The following is a 17,659-nucleotide window of genomic DNA, read 5'->3' as shown; positions in this document are numbered from 1 at the left end:
TCACGCCTCCGGGGCTTCGAACTTCGAGGTACGGGTCATGCCGGCGGCGCGGCCCTTTCCGCTGACGACGAGCGCCATCTTGCGGCTGGCCTCGTCGATCATCTCGTCGCCGAGCATCGCGGAGCCCTTCTTGCCGCCCGCCTCGGAGGTGTGCCACTCGTACGCGTCGAGGATCAGCTCGGCACGGTCGTAGTCCTCCTGCGACGGCGAGAAGACCTCGTTGGCCGCCTCGACCTGACCCGGGTGCAGCACCCACTTGCCGTCGAAGCCCAGCGCCGCGGCGCGCCCGGCGACCTCCTTGTAGCCGTCCACGTTCTTGATCTGGAGGTAGGGGCCGTCGATCGCCTGGAGGTCGTTGGCGCGGGCCGCCATCAGGATGCGCATCAGGATGTAGTGGTACGCGTCCGCGCCGTACCCGGGCGGCTGCTCGCCCACGACCAGCGTCTTCATGTTGATGGAGGCCATGAAGTCGGCCGGGCCGAAGATGATGGTCTCCAGGCGCGGCGACGCGGTGGCGATGGCGTCCACGTTCACCAGGCCCTTGGCGTTCTCGATCTGCGCCTCGATGCCGATCCGGCCCGCCTCGAAGCCCATCGTCGTCTCGATCTGGGTGAGCAGCAGGTCCAGCGCGACGATCTGCTGGGCGTCCTGGACCTTGGGCAGCATGATGCAGTCCAGGTTCTGCCCGGCGCCCTCGACGACGGTGATGACGTCCCGGTACGTCCAGTGCGTCGTCCAGTCGTTGACCCGCACGACGCGGGTCTTGCCGGACCAGTCGCCGTTGTTCAGCGCGTCCACGATGGTGTGCCGGGCGCCCTCCTTGGCCAGCGGCGCGCAGGCGTCCTCCAGGTCCAGGAAGACCTGGTCGGCGGGGAGGCCCTGGGCCTTCTCCAGGAAGCGCGGGTTGCTGCCGGGCACGGCGAGGCAGGAACGGCGGGGGCGAAGGCGGTTGACAGTCACGCGGGGACCTCCAGAGGGTCGAGCTTGTTCGCGGTACGGATCTCGTCGACGATACGGCCGATGATCTCCGTGATACCGAAGTCCTTCGGGGTGAACACGGCCGCCACTCCGGCTTCCCGGAGGGCCGCCGCGTCGGCGTTGGGGATGATGCCGCCGACGATGACGGGAATGTCGCCGCCGCCGGTCTCGCGCAGCCGCCGCAGCACGTCCGGCACCAGCTCGGCGTGCGAGCCGGACAGGATCGACAGCCCCACGCAGTGCACGTCCTCGGCGACGGCCGCCGTGACGATCTGCTCGGGCGTCAGGCGGATGCCCTGGTAGACGACCTCGAAGCCGGCGTCCCTGGCCCGTACGGCGATCTGCTCCGCGCCGTTGCTGTGGCCGTCCAGCCCCGGCTTGCCGACCAGCAGCCGCAGCCGCCCGGTGCCCAGGTCGGCGGCGGTCCGCTCGACCTTGGCGCGGACCGCGGCGAGCGGCGTGCCGGCCTCCGCGGTGACGGCGAGCGGCGCGCCCGAGACGCCGGTCGGCGCCCGGAACTCGCCGAAGACGTCCCGCAGGGCCCAGGCCCACTCGCCCGTGGTGACGCCCGCGCGGGCGCATTCGAGGGTCGCGGCGAACAGGTTGGTGTCCCCGGCCGCGGCCTTCTTCAGCGCCGACAGGGACTCCTGCGCCCGTGCCTCGTCGCGCTCGTCGCGCCACCGGTGCAGCGCCCGCACCACGCCCGCCTCGTTGTCCGGGTCGACGGTCATGATGGCGGTGTCCAGGTCGGCGGTGAGCGGGTTCGGCTCGGTCGACTCGTAGCAGTTGACGCCGACGATCTTCTCCTCGCCCGCCTCGATCCGGGCCCGCCGCTCGGCGTGCGAGGAGACCAGTTGCGCCTTCAGGTAGCCGGACTCGACGGCGGCCATCGCCCCGCCCATCTCCTCGATCCGGGCCATCTCCGCCAGGCTCTCCTCGACCAGGGAAGCGACCTTGGCCTCGATGACGTGCGACCCGGCGAAGATGTCCTCGTACTCCAGCAGGTCCGACTCGTGGGCCAGCACCTGCTGGATGCGCAGCGACCACTGCTGGTCCCAGGGCCGGGGCAGGCCCAGCGCCTCGTTCCAGGCCGGCAACTGTACGGCGCGGGCGCGGGCGTCCTTGGAGAGGGTGACGGCCAGCATCTCCAGGACGATCCGCTGGACGTTGTTCTCCGGCTGCGCCTCGGTCAGGCCGAGGGAGTTGACCTGCACGCCGTAGCGGAAGCGGCGCTGCTTGGGGTTCTCCACGCCGTACCGCTCGCGGGTGACCTGCTCCCAGATGCGGCCGAAGGCGCGCATCTTGCACATCTCCTCGATGAACCGGACCCCGGCGTTCACGAAGAAGGAGATCCGCGCCACCACGTCACCGAACTTCTCCGCCGGCACCTGCCCCGAGTCCCGTACGGCGTCGAGCACGGCGATCGCGGTGCTCATCGCGTACGCGATCTCCTGCACCGGCGTGGCGCCCGCCTCCTGCAGGTGGTAGCTGCAGATGTTGATCGGGTTCCACTTCGGTATGTGCGCCACCGTGTACGTGATCATGTCGGTGGTCAGCCGCAGGCTCGGGCCCGGCGGGAAGACGTGCGTCCCGCGCGAGAGGTACTCCTTGACGATGTCGTTCTGCGTGGTGCCCGACAGCTCGGCGATGTCGGCGCCCTGTTCCTCGGCGACCACCTCGTACAGCGCCAGCAGCCACATGGCCGTGGCGTTGATCGTCATCGAGGTGTTCATCTGCTCCAGCGGGATGTCCTGGAACAGCCGGCGCATGTCGCCGAGGTGCGAGACGGGGACCCCGACCCGGCCGACCTCACCGCGGGCGAGGACGTGGTCCGGGTCGTAACCGGTCTGCGTCGGCAGGTCGAAGGCGACCGACAGGCCCGTCTGGCCCTTGGCGAGGTTGCGCCGGTAGAGCGCGTTGGACGCCTCAGCGGTGGAGTGCCCGGCGTAGGTCCGCATCAGCCACGGACGATCCTTGTGACGTTCGGTCATGTTGGTCCGTACTCTCGGGGTCCGTCCGTCCGGATCAGACGTTCCGGAACCGGTTGATGGCGTCGATGTGCTGCGCGCGCTTCTCCGCGTCCCGCACGCCCATGCCTTCCTCGGGGGCCAGCGCGAGGACGCCGACCTTGCCCTGGTGGAGGTTGCGGTGCACGTCGTACGCCGCCTGCCCGGTCTCCTCCAGGGTGTACGTCTTCGACAGCGTCGGGTGGATCTTGCCCTTGGCGATCAGGCGGTTGGCCTCCCACGCCTCGCGGTAGTTGGCGAAGTGCGAGCCCACGATGCGCTTCAGCGACATCCACAGGTAGCGGTTGTCGTACTCGTGGTTGTAGCCCGAGGTGGAGGCACAGGTGACGATCGTGCCGCCCTTGCGCGTGACGTAGACGCTCGCGCCGAACGTCTCGCGCCCCGGGTGCTCGAAGACGATGTCCACGTCCTCCCCGCCGGTCAGCTCACGGATGCGCTTGCCGAAGCGCTTCCACTCGCGCGGGTCCTGCTCGTGCTCGTCCTTCCAGAACCGGTAGCCCTCGGCGTTGCGGTCGATGATCGCCTCGGCGCCCATCTTCCGGCAGATCTCCGCCTTCTGGTCGCTGGAGACCACACAGATCGGGTTGGCGCCGCCGGCCAGCGCGAACTGCGTGGCGTACGAGCCGAGTCCGCCGCTGGCGCCCCAGATCAGCACGTTGTCGCCCTGCTTCATGCCGGCGCCGTTGCGGGACACCAACTGCCGGTACGCGGTGGAGTTGACCAGCCCGGGGGCGGCCGCCTCCTCCCAGCTCAGGTGGTCCGGCTTGGGCATCAGTTGGTTGGACTTGACGAGCGCGATCTCGGCCAGGCCGCCGAAGTTGGTCTCGAAGCCCCAGATGCGCTGCTCGGGGTCGAGCATCGTGTCGTTGTGCCCGTCGGCGGACTCCAGCTCGACGGACAGGCAGTGCGCGACGACCTCGTCGCCGGGCTTCCAGGCGTTCACGCCGGGGCCGGTGCGCAGCACGACGCCCGCCAGGTCGGAGCCGATGACGTGGTACGGCAGGTCGTGGCGCTTGGTGAGCGGCGACAGCTTGCCGTAGCGCTCCAGGAACCCGAACGTGGACATCGGCTCGAAGATCGAGGTCCAGACCGAGTTGTAGTTGACCGAGGAGGCCATCACGGCCACCAGGGCCTCACCCGGGCCCAGTTCGGGCACCGGCACCTCTTCGACGTGCAGCGACTTTCGGGGGTCCTTCTCCTTGGTGGGGAGGCCGTCGAACATGTCGGCCTCGTCCTTGTGCACGGTCACCGCGCGGTAGGAGTCGGGCAGGGGCAGAGCGGCGAAGTCTTCGCGGGTGCTCTCTGGCGCGAGGATCGCGTCAAGTATCTGGTTCACGGTGTGCCTCCGGCGAAGCCAGTCGAGGGAAACGGCTTGAGGGAACGTCGGGGGTGGAGCAGAGGCGATGCCGTCGGTTCGGCTGAGGGGTGTTCCGGCAGCGCGGGTGAGCGCGGTGAGGGTGCCTGTGACGCAGGCGTCCGGGCGGGCAGGCGCGAATGGCTTGCTGGGACAGCCGGAGTGCGGTGGTTCGCCGCGCTCCGGCCGCCCGGACAACATCAACGTATGACACCGCGTGCCAGTCGACAAGACACTGAGTGCCAACAATTTCTCTCAGATGTCATCCGGGGGGCACGCATGAGCGGCCTGCTGGCTGCTGCGAATGGTGAAATGTCGCTCTAAACAGGACGTGCGGCACTCGGCAGCCCTGGCCCCGGACGTGGCACATGCCACCCCCAGCGCCAGGGCTGCGTAGACGTACGGAGCTGTTCGAACACCCTGCCGGCACCTCAGGACCGCTGCTTGAGCGCCTTCTCGATCGTGCGCATGACCTCGTCCAGCGGCGCGTCCGTACGCGCCACCGTGACCAGCACCTCGCCCTGCCGCGCGGCCCGCGCCGGGGGCTCCTGGTGGTCCCCGCCCAGCCCGCGGCCCGCGCCGATCCCCGTGCCGAAGGTGGCGCGGACGATCCCGAAGGCGTGGTCGAGCTGGGCCTCCACGTCGCCCTCGGCGCCCGCCCGCAGCCAGCGCCGCAGTACGTGGTTGTGCGCGGTGACGACGGCCGAGGCGGCAACCTCGGCCAGCAGCGGGTCGTCGTCGCCCTCGTGGTGGGCGCCCTCGTCGAAGTGGCCGAGGAGGTAGCGGGTGAAGAGCCGCTCGTAGCGGGCCACCGAGGCGATCTCGGCCTCGCGGAGGGTGGGCACCTCCCGGGTCAGCCGGTAGCGCGCCACGGAGACGGCGGGGGACGCCGCGTACATCCGCATGACTTCCTTGATGCCGCGGCAGACCGTGTCGAGCGGGTTCTCGTGCGCCGGCGCGGCGTCCAGGACGGCCTCGGCCCGTACGAGGGTGTCGTCGTGGTCCGGGAAGATCGCCTCTTCCTTGGAGCGGAAGTGGCGGAAGAACGTGCGGCGGGCGACGCCGGCCGCGGCCGCGATCTCGTCCACCGTCGTCGCCTCGTAGCCCTTGGCAGCGAACAGTTCCATCGCGGCGGCCGCCAGTTCGCGGCGCATCTTCAGACGTTGGGCGGCGGCCCTCCGGGTGCCGGGAGTGGTGGCTTCGGTTCCGTCGGACGGCTGCGTACGGGCGGGCTGGGACATGTGGGGACGGTACTGCATATTCCCGCGGCCTGCGGCATCAGCCGTCGCACGGGCCCCTTCGCGCGGGCGCGGGCCGCCGGAGGGTTCCAGCAGCCCGCCCCATCCGCCGCCCGCGGGCCGGGCCGTCCGCCGCGCGTCAGCGCCGGGCGTACTCACGGAAGCCGCGGCCGGTCTTGCGGCCCAGGCAGCCCGCCGCGACGAGGTGCTCCAGCAGCGGCGCCGGCGCCAGCCCCGGGTCGCGGAACTCGGCGTGCAGCACCTTCTCGATGGCCAGCGACACGTCCAGGCCCACCACGTCGAGCAGTTCGAACGGGCCCATCGGGTAGCCGCCGCCCAGCTTCATCGCGGCGTCGATGGCGTCCGGGGTCGCGTAGTGCTCCTGGACCATCTTGACCGCGTTGTTCAGGTACGGGAACAGCAGCGCGTTCACGATGAACCCGGCGCGGTCCCCGCAGTCCACCGGGTGCTTGCGGACCTGGGCGCAGACCGCGCGCACGGTCGCGTGCACGTCGTCCGCGGTCAGGACCGTCCGCACGACCTCCACCAGCTTCATGGCCGGCGCCGGGTTGAAGAAGTGCATGCCGACGACGTCCTGCGGGCGGGAGGTGGCCCGCGCACAGGCCACCACGGGCAGCGAGGAGGTCGTCGTGGCCAGCACGGCGCCCGGCTTGCACACCTTGTCCAGCGTCGCGAACAACTGCTGCTTGACGCCCAGGTCCTCGGCGACCGCCTCCACCGCCAGGTCCACGTCGCTGAAGGATTCCAGCGACCCGGCCGCGGTCACCGCCGCGAGGGCGGTCTCCCGTGCCTCGGCGGTCAGCCGCCCCTTGGCCACCGAGCGGTCCAGGGACTTGGCGATCCGCGCCTTGGCCGCCTCGGCCTTCTCCAGACTGCGGGCCGCCAGCACCACTTGGAAACCGGCCTTCGCGAAGACCTCCGCGATGCCGCTCGCCATCGTCCCGGACCCGGCCACCCCGACGCTGCGCACCGTGCGCCCGGCGTCCAGGTCCTGGGCCGTGGTGGGCGTCCGGTCGTCCGGCACGGTCACCGCGCTGCCCGGCGCCTCGTACGTGTAGAAGCCGCGGCCCGCCTTGCGGCCGGTCAGCCCCGCCTCGGCGAGCTGGCCCAGGATCGGCGCGGGCGCGTGCAGCCGGTCGCGGGAGGCGGCGTACATGGCCTCCAGGACCGTACGGGCGGTGTCCACGCCGATCAGGTCCAGCAGCGCCAGCGGGCCCATCGGCAGGCCGCAGCCCAGCTTCATCGCGGCGTCGATGTCCTCGCGGGTCGCGTACCGGGACTCGTACATCGCGGCGGCCTGGTTCAGGTAGCCGAACAGCAGCCCGTCGGCGACGAAACCGGGCCGGTCGCCGACCGCGATCGGGTCCTTGCCCAGCTCCCGGGCCAGCTCGGTGACGGCCGTGACGGCGGTCGGCGCGGTCAGGACGGAGGAGACCACCTCGACCAGCTTCATGGCCGGCGCCGGGTTGAAGAAGTGCAGGCCCAGGACGCGTTCGGGGTGCGCCGAGTCGGCGGCCAGCCGGGTCACGGACAGCGCGTTGGTGCCGGTGGCGAGGATCGCGTCGGGCCGCACGATGCCGTCCAGCGCGGTGAAGACCTGCCGCTTGAGCTCGTACTCCTCCGGCACGACCTCGATGACGAGATCGGCCTCGGCGGCGGCCTGGAGATCGCGGAACGTACGGAAGCGCGCCAGCGCGTCCTGCCGCTCGCGCTCGGTGGCGCGCTCCCGGCGCACGGCCCGCGCGGTGGACGCCTCCAGCGCCGCGACGGCCCGGCGGGCGGCGGCGTCGTCGATGTCGATGCCGATCACCTCGCGGCCCGCGCGGGTGAGGATCTCGGCGATACCGGTGCCCATCGTGCCGAGGCCGACGACGGCCACGGTGGCAAGGGCCTGGGGCGCCCCGGCCGGCGGAGAACCGGTGGAGGAGGTGGAGACCTTGGGGACGGTGGAGACATCGGTTGAGAGGTCAGGGGTGGACTTACGGTCCATCGCGAGACTCCAGAGAATGGATCCCGTGCGAAGGGGTTCCCGAGGAGCGGAGCCCGTGAGCGCAGGCGGGAAGTGACGACTGAGGAGGGGCCCGGCACCTGCGCACGAGGCAGGTACGGGGCGGGTGTTGCGGCGGCGGGCCCTGTCCCGGGGCCGCGCCGTGAGCGTCGTGCTGGACGCCGAACCGACTGCACGCTGTGGCGGCTGCGTCACCAGGCCGCCCGGGCAGTGGTGCTGCCCGTGTCCCACAGATTAACTCGCCGGTAACCAGGAGCGCCAGGGGTGGCGCGCGGATAGGGGCTGTGGCCCGGGCCACGTCGGACGTACCGTGAGAAATTCCGCGGGAGGGGAGTCGCACATGGAAGACGAATTCCACGAGTTGACGGACCGGGTGCGGGCCGAACTCCGCTCCCCGCAGGATCTCGTCGCCTACGAGCGGCTCCTCGGGCTGGCCCGCAAGAACACCACGGCGGGACGCGAGGAACTGGCCCAGGTGCTCACCGCCGTCGAGCGCCCGCTGTGGGCCCGCGAGATCGCCGCGTTCATCCTGGGCACCGCGGGCGACCGCCGCGCCTTCGAGACCCTCGTCCTGCTGCTCAACTACCGCGACCCGGTACGGTGCGCCACCGCCGCCCACGCCCTCGGCCGCCTCGGCGACCCGCGCACCGCCCGCGCCGCCGCCGCACTCGCCACCAACCCGCTGCGCACCGCCTACGCCCTGCACCCGGTCCGTCTGCTGGCCGAACTCCGCGCCCCCGAATCCGTACCGGCCCTGATCGCCACCCTGGAACGCCTCCTCACCCCCCACAACCCGTACTGGCGCGTGGCCCTCGCCTGCGTCGAAGGACTGGGCGCCCTGGGCGACCGCCGCGCGGTCCCCGCCCTCACCGCGGCCCGCGACCACCCCCGCCTGGCCGCCGCGGCGGCCGCCTCCCTGGCCCGCCTGGGCGTTCAGGAGCCGGAGGAGCGGGCGGGGTCCTGAGCGCACGCCGGGAGCGCCTCGGCGGGCGGGAGGGCCCGCCGGTAGCGCACCTCGGGTACGGCGACGCCCGCGACCTCGTACGCCTCCTCGGCACCGTCGGCCCGGAAACCGGCGCGCTCGTAGAAGCGCCGGGCGCGCGCGTTGCCCTTGAGCACCCACAGGCACAGCGCACGGAAACCGTTCCGCCCGGCGCGCACCAGGCAGGCGTCCATCAAGGCGCGCCCGACACCCGTACCGATGTGCTCCGGAGGCAGATACAGGGCGTACAGCTCACCTTCGGACGCCGGCCCCGGCGGTGCCCCGTCGACGGCCCGGGCCGGCCCGAAGACCGCCCAGCCGACCAGGCCGCCGTCCCGCTCCGCCACCAGGTTGACCACCTCCGGCGGCGCCGCCGCGAAGAACTCCCGTCGCCTGGCGGCGTCCTCGGCAGTGCTCAGCCCGTCCAGGTACGCCTGCGGCATCAGCCCCGCGTAGGCGGCCTGCCAGCCGCGCACCCGGATGGCCGCCACGGCGTCGATGTCGGCCTGTGTCATGTCCCGTATCCGCACCGGTTCCACCATGGCCGCCAACTTAGGCTCAACGGTTCCTCGGCCACCGGTCATTTACCGGTGGCGACCACCCGCCCAATTCGGGTGCGCAGGGCTGGGGCGGTGGTGTGAGATGCGGGCATGGCGATGAAGCTGGGCAAGCCGGGAGCGGACGGGCTGGACGAGGTGGCGGCCGCCCTGCGGGAGTGGCAGGACGACCGGGCGCCGGTGCAACTGCATCCGGGGGACCTCGGCTGGTTCCGGCGGTTCGGCGCGGCGGCGACGGCCGCGGCGGTCCGGACCTGGAGCCGGGACGGGCGGACGCTCGCCGTGGGTCTCCTGGACGGCCCCGGCCTGCTCCGGTTGGCGCTCGCACCGGACGCCCGGCGCGACGAGGAACTGGCGCGGCGGCTGGCCGAGGACGTGACCGGCCCGGAGCGCGGCGTCCTGCCGGCGGGGAAGGCAAGCGTCGACGCACCGGCGGACGCGCTGCTCCACGATCTGCTGGCCGAGGACGGCTGGGACACCGACGAGCCGTGGACGCCGCTGCGCCGCGACCTCGCGCAGCCGGTCGAGGACCCGGGCGTACGGATCGAGGTGGCCGGGCCGCGGCAGGCGTCCGTGCGGGCCGCCGTGCAGCGGGCGGCGTTCGACGGGTCGACGTTCACGGACGGGAACTGGCACGCGATGGCGGCCGGGGCGCCGTACGCCGACGCGCGGTGCCTGATCGCGTACGACGACCGGGGCGACGCGGTGGCGGCGGTGACGGTGTGGTCGGCGGGCCCGGGGAGGCCCGGCCTGCTCGAACCGATGGGCGTGCACCGGGAGCATCGCGGTCGCGGCTACGGCAAGGCGATCACCGTCGCGGCTGCGGCCGCACTCCGGCAGCTCGGGTCGTCGAGCGCGGTCGTGTGCACTCCGAGCTCCAACACCGGGGCTGTTGCCACTTACGCGTCGGCGGGATTCCGGCGGCTTCCGGAGGTCCGGGACCGGTACCGGAATGAGGTCGGGGGCTGATGCCGGACGAGACCCGGGGCCGGAACCACTGAGCACCAGGAGGGCCCCCGCTGAGGGCAGCGCCGGATGCGTGCGCCGCACCTGTGCCGGGTGTGCGTACGGGCTCGGGGCCGCCGGCGTCGTCAGGACTGCTCAACCTCAGCCATCAGGAGCCGCAGCGTGAGCGAGTGCTTCTCCGGGGGCAGCGAGTCCAGCGCGTTCTGCGCGTACGTCACTCCTCCGGACACGTCTCCGGAACGGGCGAGCATGAGACCTCGGTGCATCTCCAGGTGCGTCGCGAACCGGGGCAACTCCGTGGGCAGTTCCCGCCGTGCCGCATCCTGTGCCGCTACGGCTGTGGCCTCGTCCCCGAGGCGCGCGGCCAACAGCGAGACGAACACGTTCATGCGCCACCACGGCACCGCGTAGTCGCTGGTCTGCGCGTAGGACCCAGCCTTGTCGAACACGCGCCGCCCGTCGTCCATGAGCTTTTGCGCCGTGGTCACGTCACCCCGGAGGGCTGCTGCGTGAGCCTTGCCGAAGATGGCGTTCAAGAGCCCGAGGGACGGCCGGTCGCTGATGGCCATCGCCTGGTCGGCCAGCACGTCGGCTACGCCCAGTGACGCCCCCTCGTACCCGAGCGCGATGGCTGCCCGCCCCCGGACCCACACGCGCGCGTCATCGTCGCCCGACTGGTCCGCCGCCTTCGCCGCAAGGCGGTACCACTGCACCGCCTTGGACCCGTCGGAGCCGGGAAAAGTCTTGGCGTACAGCGTCATCAGCCGAGCTGCCACGGACCACAGCCGGGGGTTGTCCAATTGCTGCTGCACCACGACCAGTTCGCCGGACACCCGCTGCTGGATGTCGGCGGCTCCCAGGCTCATGTACTCGGTGCCGTACGTGGCGAGCTTGGCCTCCCACGCGTCAGTGGAAGGTCCCCCTCGGAGCCGGGCGGCGAAACCCACGCTGAGGAGGTCCGCGGCGACCACGGGCGCTATCGCGGCTCCGGCCGCATCGGTCAGGAACGTACGGCGCTTCACTTCACCCTCTAGAGCGGCCAGGGGCACGTCAAGGACGGCCGACAGGCACCGGAGGTAGTAAGCCCCCGGAGTCACCTTGGAGCGTTCCCAGCGGCTCACGTACTCCCGGTCGAGGTTCGTCCCGAAGGCGTCATTGATTGCTGACGCCAGTCGCCCCTGACTCCAGCCGCGAGCTTTGCGTAGGTCTTTGATCAGCGCCCCGATGGCCATGTGCCCATCTTGCCCTTATCGCTGTCACCGGACAGGGGTGGAGCAGTGATCGAGGGCCACTTGCCCCTGGAGGTGCCCCTACCTCGCTCCGTCGGCCGGCGGGAGTATCCACGTGACCGAGACCCAAGGGGGTGGCCGACATGAGCCAGCCGACGCGGTACAGCAGTGCACCGATCGAACTGCCATTGCGTCTGGAGCCGGAACCGGCTCCGGTGGACGGGTGCGCGGGGTGCGCCGAGCTGGTCAACGTGCGGATCCGTGCGCGCTCCGTGGGCGACATAACGACCGTGACCGACTGCAACGTCTACTTGCGACGACACCCCGAGGGGCATTGATGGTCACGCCGGAAGACATCGGCAAGCGGGTCCAGGACGACGCCGGGCGCGTCGGCATTCTTTGCCGTCCGCCGCGCGGCGGGGCTGATAGCGGGACCGCTGAGCCCCCGACTGGCCCGCATCTCAGAGCAGCGCCAGTTGGGTGTCTCGCGCGACGCTGCACCGGGTGCTGTCCGACGCTGAGTGACCCGACCCGGTCCGAGAGACCGTCTGCCCGTGCCGGCAGGCGGCCTTTCGTGTTGTCCCGCACGACGCGGAGAACGGAGACCGGAACGTGACGGCGGCACGGCCCTCGTACGGGCTTCAGGGTTGGTACTCGTATCCGATCGTGAACCGGGGCGGCAGACACCATTCCCCGTACTCGATGACCCCTGCGTCGTCCGACCACCTGTGGGCGCCCGCCAGGATCGCAGACCCCACCGGGAGTCCGAGAGCGCCGGCCTCCCGCGCGTCGGCGGTCCGGGCGTGCATGTCGTCCCTGGCGTGCGTGATGGTGCGCCCGGTGGCTTCCAGGACCCGCGCGGACAGCCCGTGGTTCCGTCCTGGAGCGGTGTTCAGCAAGTCGGGCACCAGCGCGGCGAACGGCGCCGGGTACCACGTCACGGCGAACACGGTCCGGGTCTTTCCCCGGCCGGCAAGCCATTCCCGGCGCACGATCTGATCACCGGCGTCGAGGTCGAAGAGCTCGGCGACGTAGAGCGGCGGGACGACCAGCCCGGCGGCCGTGACCCGGCTCGTCTCGCCCTCCGCCAAGAACGACTTGACCCGTTGGACGCGGGTCAGCCGGTCACGTGCCGAGAGCGTCCACCTGGGGTCGTCGGCGACGTAGGTGCCCCTGGGCGTGGTCCTGATGTAGTTCTCGACCTGGAGGGCTTGCAGGGCTCTGGAGACGGTGGCGGCCGCCACCTGCCACTGCCCGGCGATCTCCCGGTTGGTCGGCAACCGTGCGCCGGGTTCGAGTTCCCCCGACAGGATGCGCTCCCGGAAATGATCGGCGATCTTCGTGAACGTCTTCTGACTAGCCATGCGGCATGCCTCTCGGTCGAGTTGACGCTCTGTCAGTATCGGCACACTAGTGCACCGGTAACCGTAGCGAGAGTGCTTCGGTCACTCCGATACTGAACTAGAGCACCGACCCGGAAGGGGTCGGCCGCAAGACGTTTCGAGGCGACGTGTCATGAGCGAGCCGAAAACATACCCGTCAGCGCCGGTGGAACTGCCGCTGCGCTTCGACGTGGAGCCGACTCCGGTCGCGGGGTGCGCGGGGTGCGCGGGGTGCGCGGAGCTCGTCGCCGTGCGGATCCGTGCGCGCGCCGTGGGCGACATATCGACCGTGACCGACTGCAACGTCTACTTGCGACGACACCCCGAGGGGCATTGATGGTCACGCCGGAAGACATCGGCAAGCGGGTCCAGGACGACGCCGGGCGCGTCGGCGTCCTGTGTGACGTGATCGAGGGCTACCGAGATCCCACCGTCCGTCCGAGTGGGTGCCCCGCGCAGACGGTTGCCTTTCTGCGGCCGGAGGGCGGGGGACGGGAGTGGTTGGTTCCGCCCGGCGCGGTGAATCCGGTCTGAGTCGCTGACGCTGCGGGCGCCGGAGGCTCGATCCGGGCGCGGCAATAGAACGTACGTTCGCGCGAGCTCTGTCTCGCCGCCCCCGGCGCGCCGCCGGACCGGCAGCCGGCCCCTCCGCTCGCGGCGTCTAGGAGGCCGGGCCCCGCCTAAGGTGGTGGTCCTGCGGCCGGCGCGGTGCCGGTACGGTCCGCGGGGCCGCGGGATCAGCAGACGAGCACCGGAGGAAGAGAACCATGGGCCAGGTCGAGGCCAGTACGCAGCGCGAGATCGCGGCGGACCCGGAAGACGTGTTCGACGCGCTCGCCGACTACAGCGGTACGCGTCAGAAGCTGCTGCCCGGACACTTCAGCGAGTACGAGGTGCGCGAGGGCGGCGACGGCAAGGGCACTCTCGTCCACTGGAAGCTCCAGGCCACGAGCAAGCGGGTGCGCGACTGCCTGCTGGAGGTCGACGAGCCGACCGACGGCCAACTGGTGGAGAAGGACCGCAACTCCTCCATGGTGACGACCTGGGTGGTCACCCCGGCCGGCCAGGGCCGCGCCAACGTCGTCGTCACCACCACCTGGCAGGGCGCGGGCGGCATCGGCGGTTTCTTCGAACGGACCTTCGCGCCCAAGGGGCTGGGCCGCATCTACGACGAGCTGCTCGCCAACCTCGCCAAGGAGACCGAGAAGAAGTGACCCGGCGCTGACGCCGGGGGACCGGGCGTTGCCGTGCCCCGGGAGGGGCGCGGCACGCTCACCGGTTCGGGTGGTTTCCGTCGGCCCGCCGTCCGTGCCGGAACGTACCGCCACCTCCGGGAAACGCCTGATGGGCGACCGACGGGCGCTCCCGGCACCGCAGTTGGCCCCCCGCGCCGCCCCGTCCACCGCCGCTCGCCGCGCTTGAACGCCGTTGCCCCCGATGCGAGAAAGGGGCGGCGGCGCAGGCGTGACGAGGGGAGCATTACGTGGGCGGTACCACCCTGACCGAACAGGGGCGGTGGGCGGCACCGGACATCCGTCCGGCCTGGGCGGAGGACGGCGGCCCGCCGGGCCCCCGAGGGGCACCGGCCCTCCTCTCCGGGCTGCTGGCGGCGCTGCTGCCGGGCGCCCTCGGCGCGACGGTCGCCGTCACCGCGCTGCCGGTGATCGCCGGGGACCTGCGCGGCCCGGGCACGGTCTCCTGGGTGGTGACCGTGTACCTGTTCGCCGCGGCGGCCGGTCTGCCGCTGCACGGCAAGCTCGGTGACGCCTTCGGCCGCAAGGCGGCCCTGGTCGTCGCCGCGGTCCTGTTCACCGCCGGCTCGGTGCTGGCCGGCCGGTCGCACTCCCTGGGGGAGCTGACCGCTTTCCGCGCCCTCCAGGGGGCCGGGGCGGGGGGCCTGCTGATCGGGGTGCAGGCGGTCGTCGCGAGCCTCGTGCCGCCCGGCCTGCGCCGCCGGATCATGGCCGGTGCGGGCTCCCTCTGCGGACTCGCCTGCGCGGCCGGGCCGTTGCTCGGCGGCTTCCTCACGGACCACGCCTCCTGGCGCTGGTGCTTCTTCTCCGGTGTACCGTTCGGCGTCCTGGCGCTGCTCGTGGCGGCGTTCGTGCCGAGGCTGCCCAAGCCTGCTGTCCGGGGCCGACTCGACCCGGCGGGGGTTCTGTTGCTCGCCGTCTGCGCCACTTGCGTTGCGCTGGCGGTGAGTTGGGGCGGTACGGAGTACGCCTGGACCTCGCGGACCGTCGTCGGCCTCGGGCTGGGCGCGCTCGGCACCGCGCTGCTGTTCCTCGCCGTCGAGTACTTCGGCACCGACCCGCTGCTGCCGCTCCGCCTGGCCCGGGACACGGTGTTCGCCGTCCCGGGGCTGGTCGGAGCGGCCCTGGGCATCGCCCTCTTCGGTGCCGCCGGGTACCTGCCGACCTTTCTGCCGGTGGCCGACGGGGCGTCACCGTCCCGCTCGGGCCTGCTGATGCTGCCCGCGACGGCCGGTCTCGCGCTCGGTGCGGTCCTCTGCGGCCACCTCACCCGCCGCACCGGCCGCCACCGCCTGTTCCCGATCCTGGGCTGCGCGCTGATGGGCGGCGCGGTGTGGCTGCTGTGCCGGGCGCCGCAGGACGCCGGGCAGCCCCTGCACGCCCTTGCGACGGGGGCGCTGGGCCTGGGCGTCGGCTGCGTGCTGCCGGGGCTCGTGCTGGCCGTACGCGACTCCGTACGGCGCGCTGGGCCCGCCACTGCTACCGCTACCGATACGGCTACGCACGCCACGCTCCGACAGCTCGGCGGCTGCGTCGGCGCGGCGCTCTTCCTCACCTTCCTCGCCGACCGGCTCGCCGGGCACGCCGGTCCCGGTCCGCGGGGCGCCACGCCGCGCGCCGCCGAACCGGAGTCACTCGTGCCGCGGCTGCTGGGCGCCCTCCCCGCCGTACTGCGCGACAGCCCGGCCGCGGCCTACGCGCACACCGTCCCGCGCGTCCTCCTCTACCTCCTCCCGGTGCTCCTTCTGGGCCTGCTGCTCGCCGTCCTCCTGAAAGAGAAACCCCTGGTGACCCACGCCTCACCCTTCCCGCACGTCCCGATCCCCCCGCCCGCCGGGCAGCGGGACGCGCTCTCCGTGCCGCAGGCCCGTACGGAGGCGGTGGTGCCCGGCCCGCCGGAGCGCCCGGAACCGGACCGCACGCCGCGGGCACCGGCCGCCGCCGACGATCCGTACGTGCCCGGCGTTCCGATGGGCGGCGCGGTCCGGCACCGCGACGGCAGCGCGGTGCCGCACGCCGCGCTCACCCTCGTCGGCACCGACGGCCGGCAGGTGGCGCGCGGCGCGACCGGGACGGACGGCCGGTACGCGCTGAGCGCGCCGGGCCCCGGCGCGTACGTGCTGATCGCCGCCGCCGGCGGGCACCGGCCGCAGGCGGTCGCCGTCACGGTCGGCGAGCGGCCGGTCGGGCTCGACCTGCTGCTCGGCGGCGCCGGACGGCTGTCCGGCGCGGTCACCACGGCGGACGGCACGCCCGTGCGCGACGCGGCGGTCACGCTCACCGACGTACGCGGCGAGGTGGTCGCCACCGGGCGCAGCGGGCGCGAGGGCGGCTACGTCCTGACGGAGCTGGTGGCCGGCGAGTACACCCTCGCCGTGAGTTCCCCCGCGCACCGCCCCGCCGCCCTGCCGGTCACCGTCGGGTCGGCCCGGGAGACCCGGCAGGACATCGAGCTGGCGGGCGGCGCGGTGCTGCGCGGCACCGTACGGTCCGGCGGCGGGCGTCCCGTCGAGGACGCCCGGGTCACGCTGCTGGACGCGGCCGGCAACGTGGTGGACTCCGCGACCACCGGACCGGACGGGTTGTTCCGGTTCGTCGACCTGTCGGCGGGCGAGTACACCGTCGTCGCGGCGGGCTACCCGCCGGTGGCGACGGTCCTCCAGGTCACGGGCGGCGGCCGTACCGAGCGCGACCTCCAGCTCGGGTACGGGGACTGACCGGCCGCCCGGCCGGTGCCGGCCCCACCACGGACCGGCACCGGCCTGCCCGGCCCGGGTACGCGGGCCGGACACCGGTGTCCCGGATCAGGTGCGGCGCCACAGCGCCGGAACGGCCGGCGGCTCCCATCCGGCGCGCGCCGTGTGCGGCTGGAGGCACGCGTACGGGGCGCCGTCGTAGGTGACCTGGTCACCCGCGCGGTAGTCGGTCCCGGCGGACCAGGTGCCGCCGGGCGGCTCGGTCGGCTTGCCCGTCGGCGTCGGCGTGGTCCCGCCGCGCACCCGCAGGACGAAGTCGAACGACGCCTCCTTGGCCGACCCGTTCTGCCGTACGTTCATCAGCAGCGCGGGGTCGAAGATCGGGTCGGTGTTGTTGCGCGGCTCGCCGGGGAAGTAGAGCTGGGTGGTGAGGATCGGCTGGTTCGGCGCCTGGACCTTCACGTGCAGGTGCCGGGTGCGGCCCGGGTAGAGGCCCGGCACGATCGTGCTGAGCTTGAACGCGCCGCGCTGGTCGGTGAACTGGTGCCCGCGGAAGCGGAACCCCACGTTGTCGTACGCGCCGTTGACGTCCGCCTGCCACCAGTCCAGCAGCACGTTGGCCAGGGGCTGACAGGTCAGCCCGAAGACGAACCCGCTCACGGTGAGCCGGGTGCCCTGCGTGCCGGGCTGTATCAGGGAGTCCCGCAGGGGCGAGTTCGGCTTGAAGTAGGGGCCTTCCATCTGCGGCGGCGTCGGGTGGTCACCGTCGTCGCAGTACGGGGTGGGGGTGAGCGTGCCTTCGGAGGGCTTGGTGTCGCGGGCCAGGGCGACGCCGCCGAGCAGCATCGGCAGCGGCACGGCCGCGACGGCGGCCTTGAGCACGTTCTTGCGGCTGATCCGTCTGCGCGGGCCGCCGTCCTGCACCGGCTCGGTGCGGTCTGTGCGTTCGTCGTCCATCGGGCGCTCCT

The 17,659-nt window shown here is 72.3% G+C and carries 15 protein-coding genes and 1 pseudogene; 7 read left to right on the top strand and 9 right to left on the bottom strand.

What is annotated here, in order from left to right; genetic code table 11:
- The 5 genes and pseudogenes from EJG53_RS07305 to EJG53_RS07285 all read right to left on the bottom strand — a co-directional run bounded on the left by EJG53_RS07305 (position 1) and on the right by EJG53_RS07285 (position 7,608).
- Entirely contained in the window at positions 1 to 960 is a 960-nt protein-coding gene (locus EJG53_RS07305; RefSeq protein ID WP_125044160.1) for an HpcH/HpaI aldolase/citrate lyase family protein, read from the bottom strand.
- Positions 957 to 2,987, bottom strand: a pseudogene (locus EJG53_RS07300) (protein meaA); the annotation flags it as partial. The gene EJG53_RS07305 and the pseudogene EJG53_RS07300, both read right to left, overlap by 4 nt.
- Before the next feature lie 16 nt (positions 2,988 to 3,003).
- On the bottom strand, positions 3,004 to 4,341 hold the full coding sequence (gene ccrA, locus EJG53_RS07295) for a crotonyl-CoA carboxylase/reductase (RefSeq protein ID WP_125044158.1): 1,338 nt from the start codon (positions 4,339 to 4,341) through the stop codon (positions 3,004 to 3,006).
- A gap of 449 nt (positions 4,342 to 4,790) precedes the next feature.
- Positions 4,791 to 5,600, bottom strand: a complete 810-nt coding sequence (locus EJG53_RS07290) for a TetR family transcriptional regulator (RefSeq protein WP_031009834.1) — start codon at positions 5,598 to 5,600, stop codon at positions 4,791 to 4,793.
- A 136-nt stretch (positions 5,601 to 5,736) separates the two neighbouring features.
- Positions 5,737 to 7,608: a 3-hydroxyacyl-CoA dehydrogenase family protein gene (locus tag EJG53_RS07285; protein WP_125044156.1), complete on the bottom strand. Its 1,872-nt coding sequence runs from the start codon at positions 7,606 to 7,608 to the stop codon at positions 5,737 to 5,739.
- A gap of 358 nt (positions 7,609 to 7,966) precedes the next feature.
- On the opposite strand from EJG53_RS07285, the gene EJG53_RS43295 reads away from it, so the two are divergent.
- Entirely contained in the window at positions 7,967 to 8,590 is a 624-nt protein-coding gene (locus tag EJG53_RS43295; RefSeq protein WP_125044155.1) for a HEAT repeat domain-containing protein, read from the top strand.
- Here EJG53_RS43295 and EJG53_RS07275 read toward each other — a convergent pair.
- Positions 8,560 to 9,150, bottom strand: coding sequence for a GNAT family N-acetyltransferase (locus EJG53_RS07275; RefSeq protein ID WP_244955025.1), 591 nt, complete (start codon positions 9,148 to 9,150; stop codon positions 8,560 to 8,562). The two genes, EJG53_RS43295 and EJG53_RS07275, sit on opposite strands and share 31 nt — an antisense overlap.
- A 108-nt stretch (positions 9,151 to 9,258) precedes the next feature.
- Here EJG53_RS07275 and EJG53_RS07270 point away from each other — a divergent pair, with 108 nt between their 5' ends.
- Positions 9,259 to 10,134: a GNAT family N-acetyltransferase gene (locus EJG53_RS07270; RefSeq protein ID WP_125044154.1), complete on the top strand. Its 876-nt coding sequence runs from the start codon at positions 9,259 to 9,261 to the stop codon at positions 10,132 to 10,134.
- 122 nt (positions 10,135 to 10,256) lie between these two features.
- Here the strand turns inward: EJG53_RS07270 and EJG53_RS07265 are convergent, their stop codons facing one another.
- The gene (locus EJG53_RS07265) at positions 10,257 to 11,363 is read right to left on the bottom strand and encodes a helix-turn-helix domain-containing protein (protein WP_125044153.1); all 1,107 of its coding nucleotides are present in this window, start codon (positions 11,361 to 11,363) and stop codon (positions 10,257 to 10,259) included.
- Between the two features lie 140 nt (positions 11,364 to 11,503).
- Between EJG53_RS07265 and EJG53_RS42275 the strand changes: the two genes are divergently transcribed.
- Positions 11,504 to 11,698: a hypothetical protein gene (locus EJG53_RS42275; RefSeq protein ID WP_125044152.1), complete on the top strand. Its 195-nt coding sequence runs from the start codon at positions 11,504 to 11,506 to the stop codon at positions 11,696 to 11,698.
- A 303-nt stretch (positions 11,699 to 12,001) separates the two neighbouring features.
- Here the strand turns inward: EJG53_RS42275 and EJG53_RS07255 are convergent, their stop codons facing one another.
- Positions 12,002 to 12,724 carry a GntR family transcriptional regulator gene (locus EJG53_RS07255; protein WP_125044151.1) on the bottom strand — a complete coding sequence of 241 codons (723 nt, stop codon included), beginning with the start codon at positions 12,722 to 12,724 and terminating at the stop codon, positions 12,002 to 12,004.
- Positions 12,725 to 12,875: 151 nt separating this feature from the next.
- On the opposite strand from EJG53_RS07255, the gene EJG53_RS07250 reads away from it, so the two are divergent.
- The 4 genes from EJG53_RS07250 to EJG53_RS07235 all read left to right on the top strand — a co-directional run bounded on the left by EJG53_RS07250 (position 12,876) and on the right by EJG53_RS07235 (position 16,712).
- Entirely contained in the window at positions 12,876 to 13,079 is a 204-nt protein-coding gene (locus tag EJG53_RS07250; protein WP_125044150.1) for a hypothetical protein, read from the top strand.
- Positions 13,079 to 13,276 carry a hypothetical protein gene (locus EJG53_RS07245; RefSeq protein WP_125044149.1) on the top strand — a complete coding sequence of 66 codons (198 nt, stop codon included), beginning with the start codon at positions 13,079 to 13,081 and terminating at the stop codon, positions 13,274 to 13,276. Before EJG53_RS07250 ends, EJG53_RS07245 begins: the two co-directional genes overlap by 1 nt.
- A 233-nt stretch (positions 13,277 to 13,509) precedes the next feature.
- On the top strand, positions 13,510 to 13,956 hold the full coding sequence (locus EJG53_RS07240) for an SRPBCC family protein (RefSeq protein WP_031009819.1): 447 nt from the start codon (positions 13,510 to 13,512) through the stop codon (positions 13,954 to 13,956).
- Positions 13,957 to 14,225: 269 nt separating this feature from the next.
- Positions 14,226 to 16,712 (top strand): MFS transporter, encoded by a 2,487-nt coding sequence (locus EJG53_RS07235; RefSeq protein WP_125044148.1) that lies wholly within the window; start codon positions 14,226 to 14,228, stop codon positions 16,710 to 16,712.
- A gap of 87 nt (positions 16,713 to 16,799) precedes the next feature.
- On the opposite strand, the gene EJG53_RS07230 is transcribed toward EJG53_RS07235, so the two are convergent.
- Positions 16,800 to 17,648, bottom strand: coding sequence for a dioxygenase family protein (locus tag EJG53_RS07230; protein ID WP_125044147.1), 849 nt, complete (start codon positions 17,646 to 17,648; stop codon positions 16,800 to 16,802).
- Positions 17,649 to 17,659: the final 11 nt, after the last annotated feature.

Origin of the sequence: Streptomyces chrestomyceticus JCM 4735 (assembly GCF_003865135.1) — a bacterium.
Taxonomy (GTDB): Bacteria; Actinomycetota; Actinomycetes; order Streptomycetales; family Streptomycetaceae; genus Streptomyces; species Streptomyces chrestomyceticus.
This window is presented reverse-complemented; position numbering and strand designations above follow the sequence as displayed.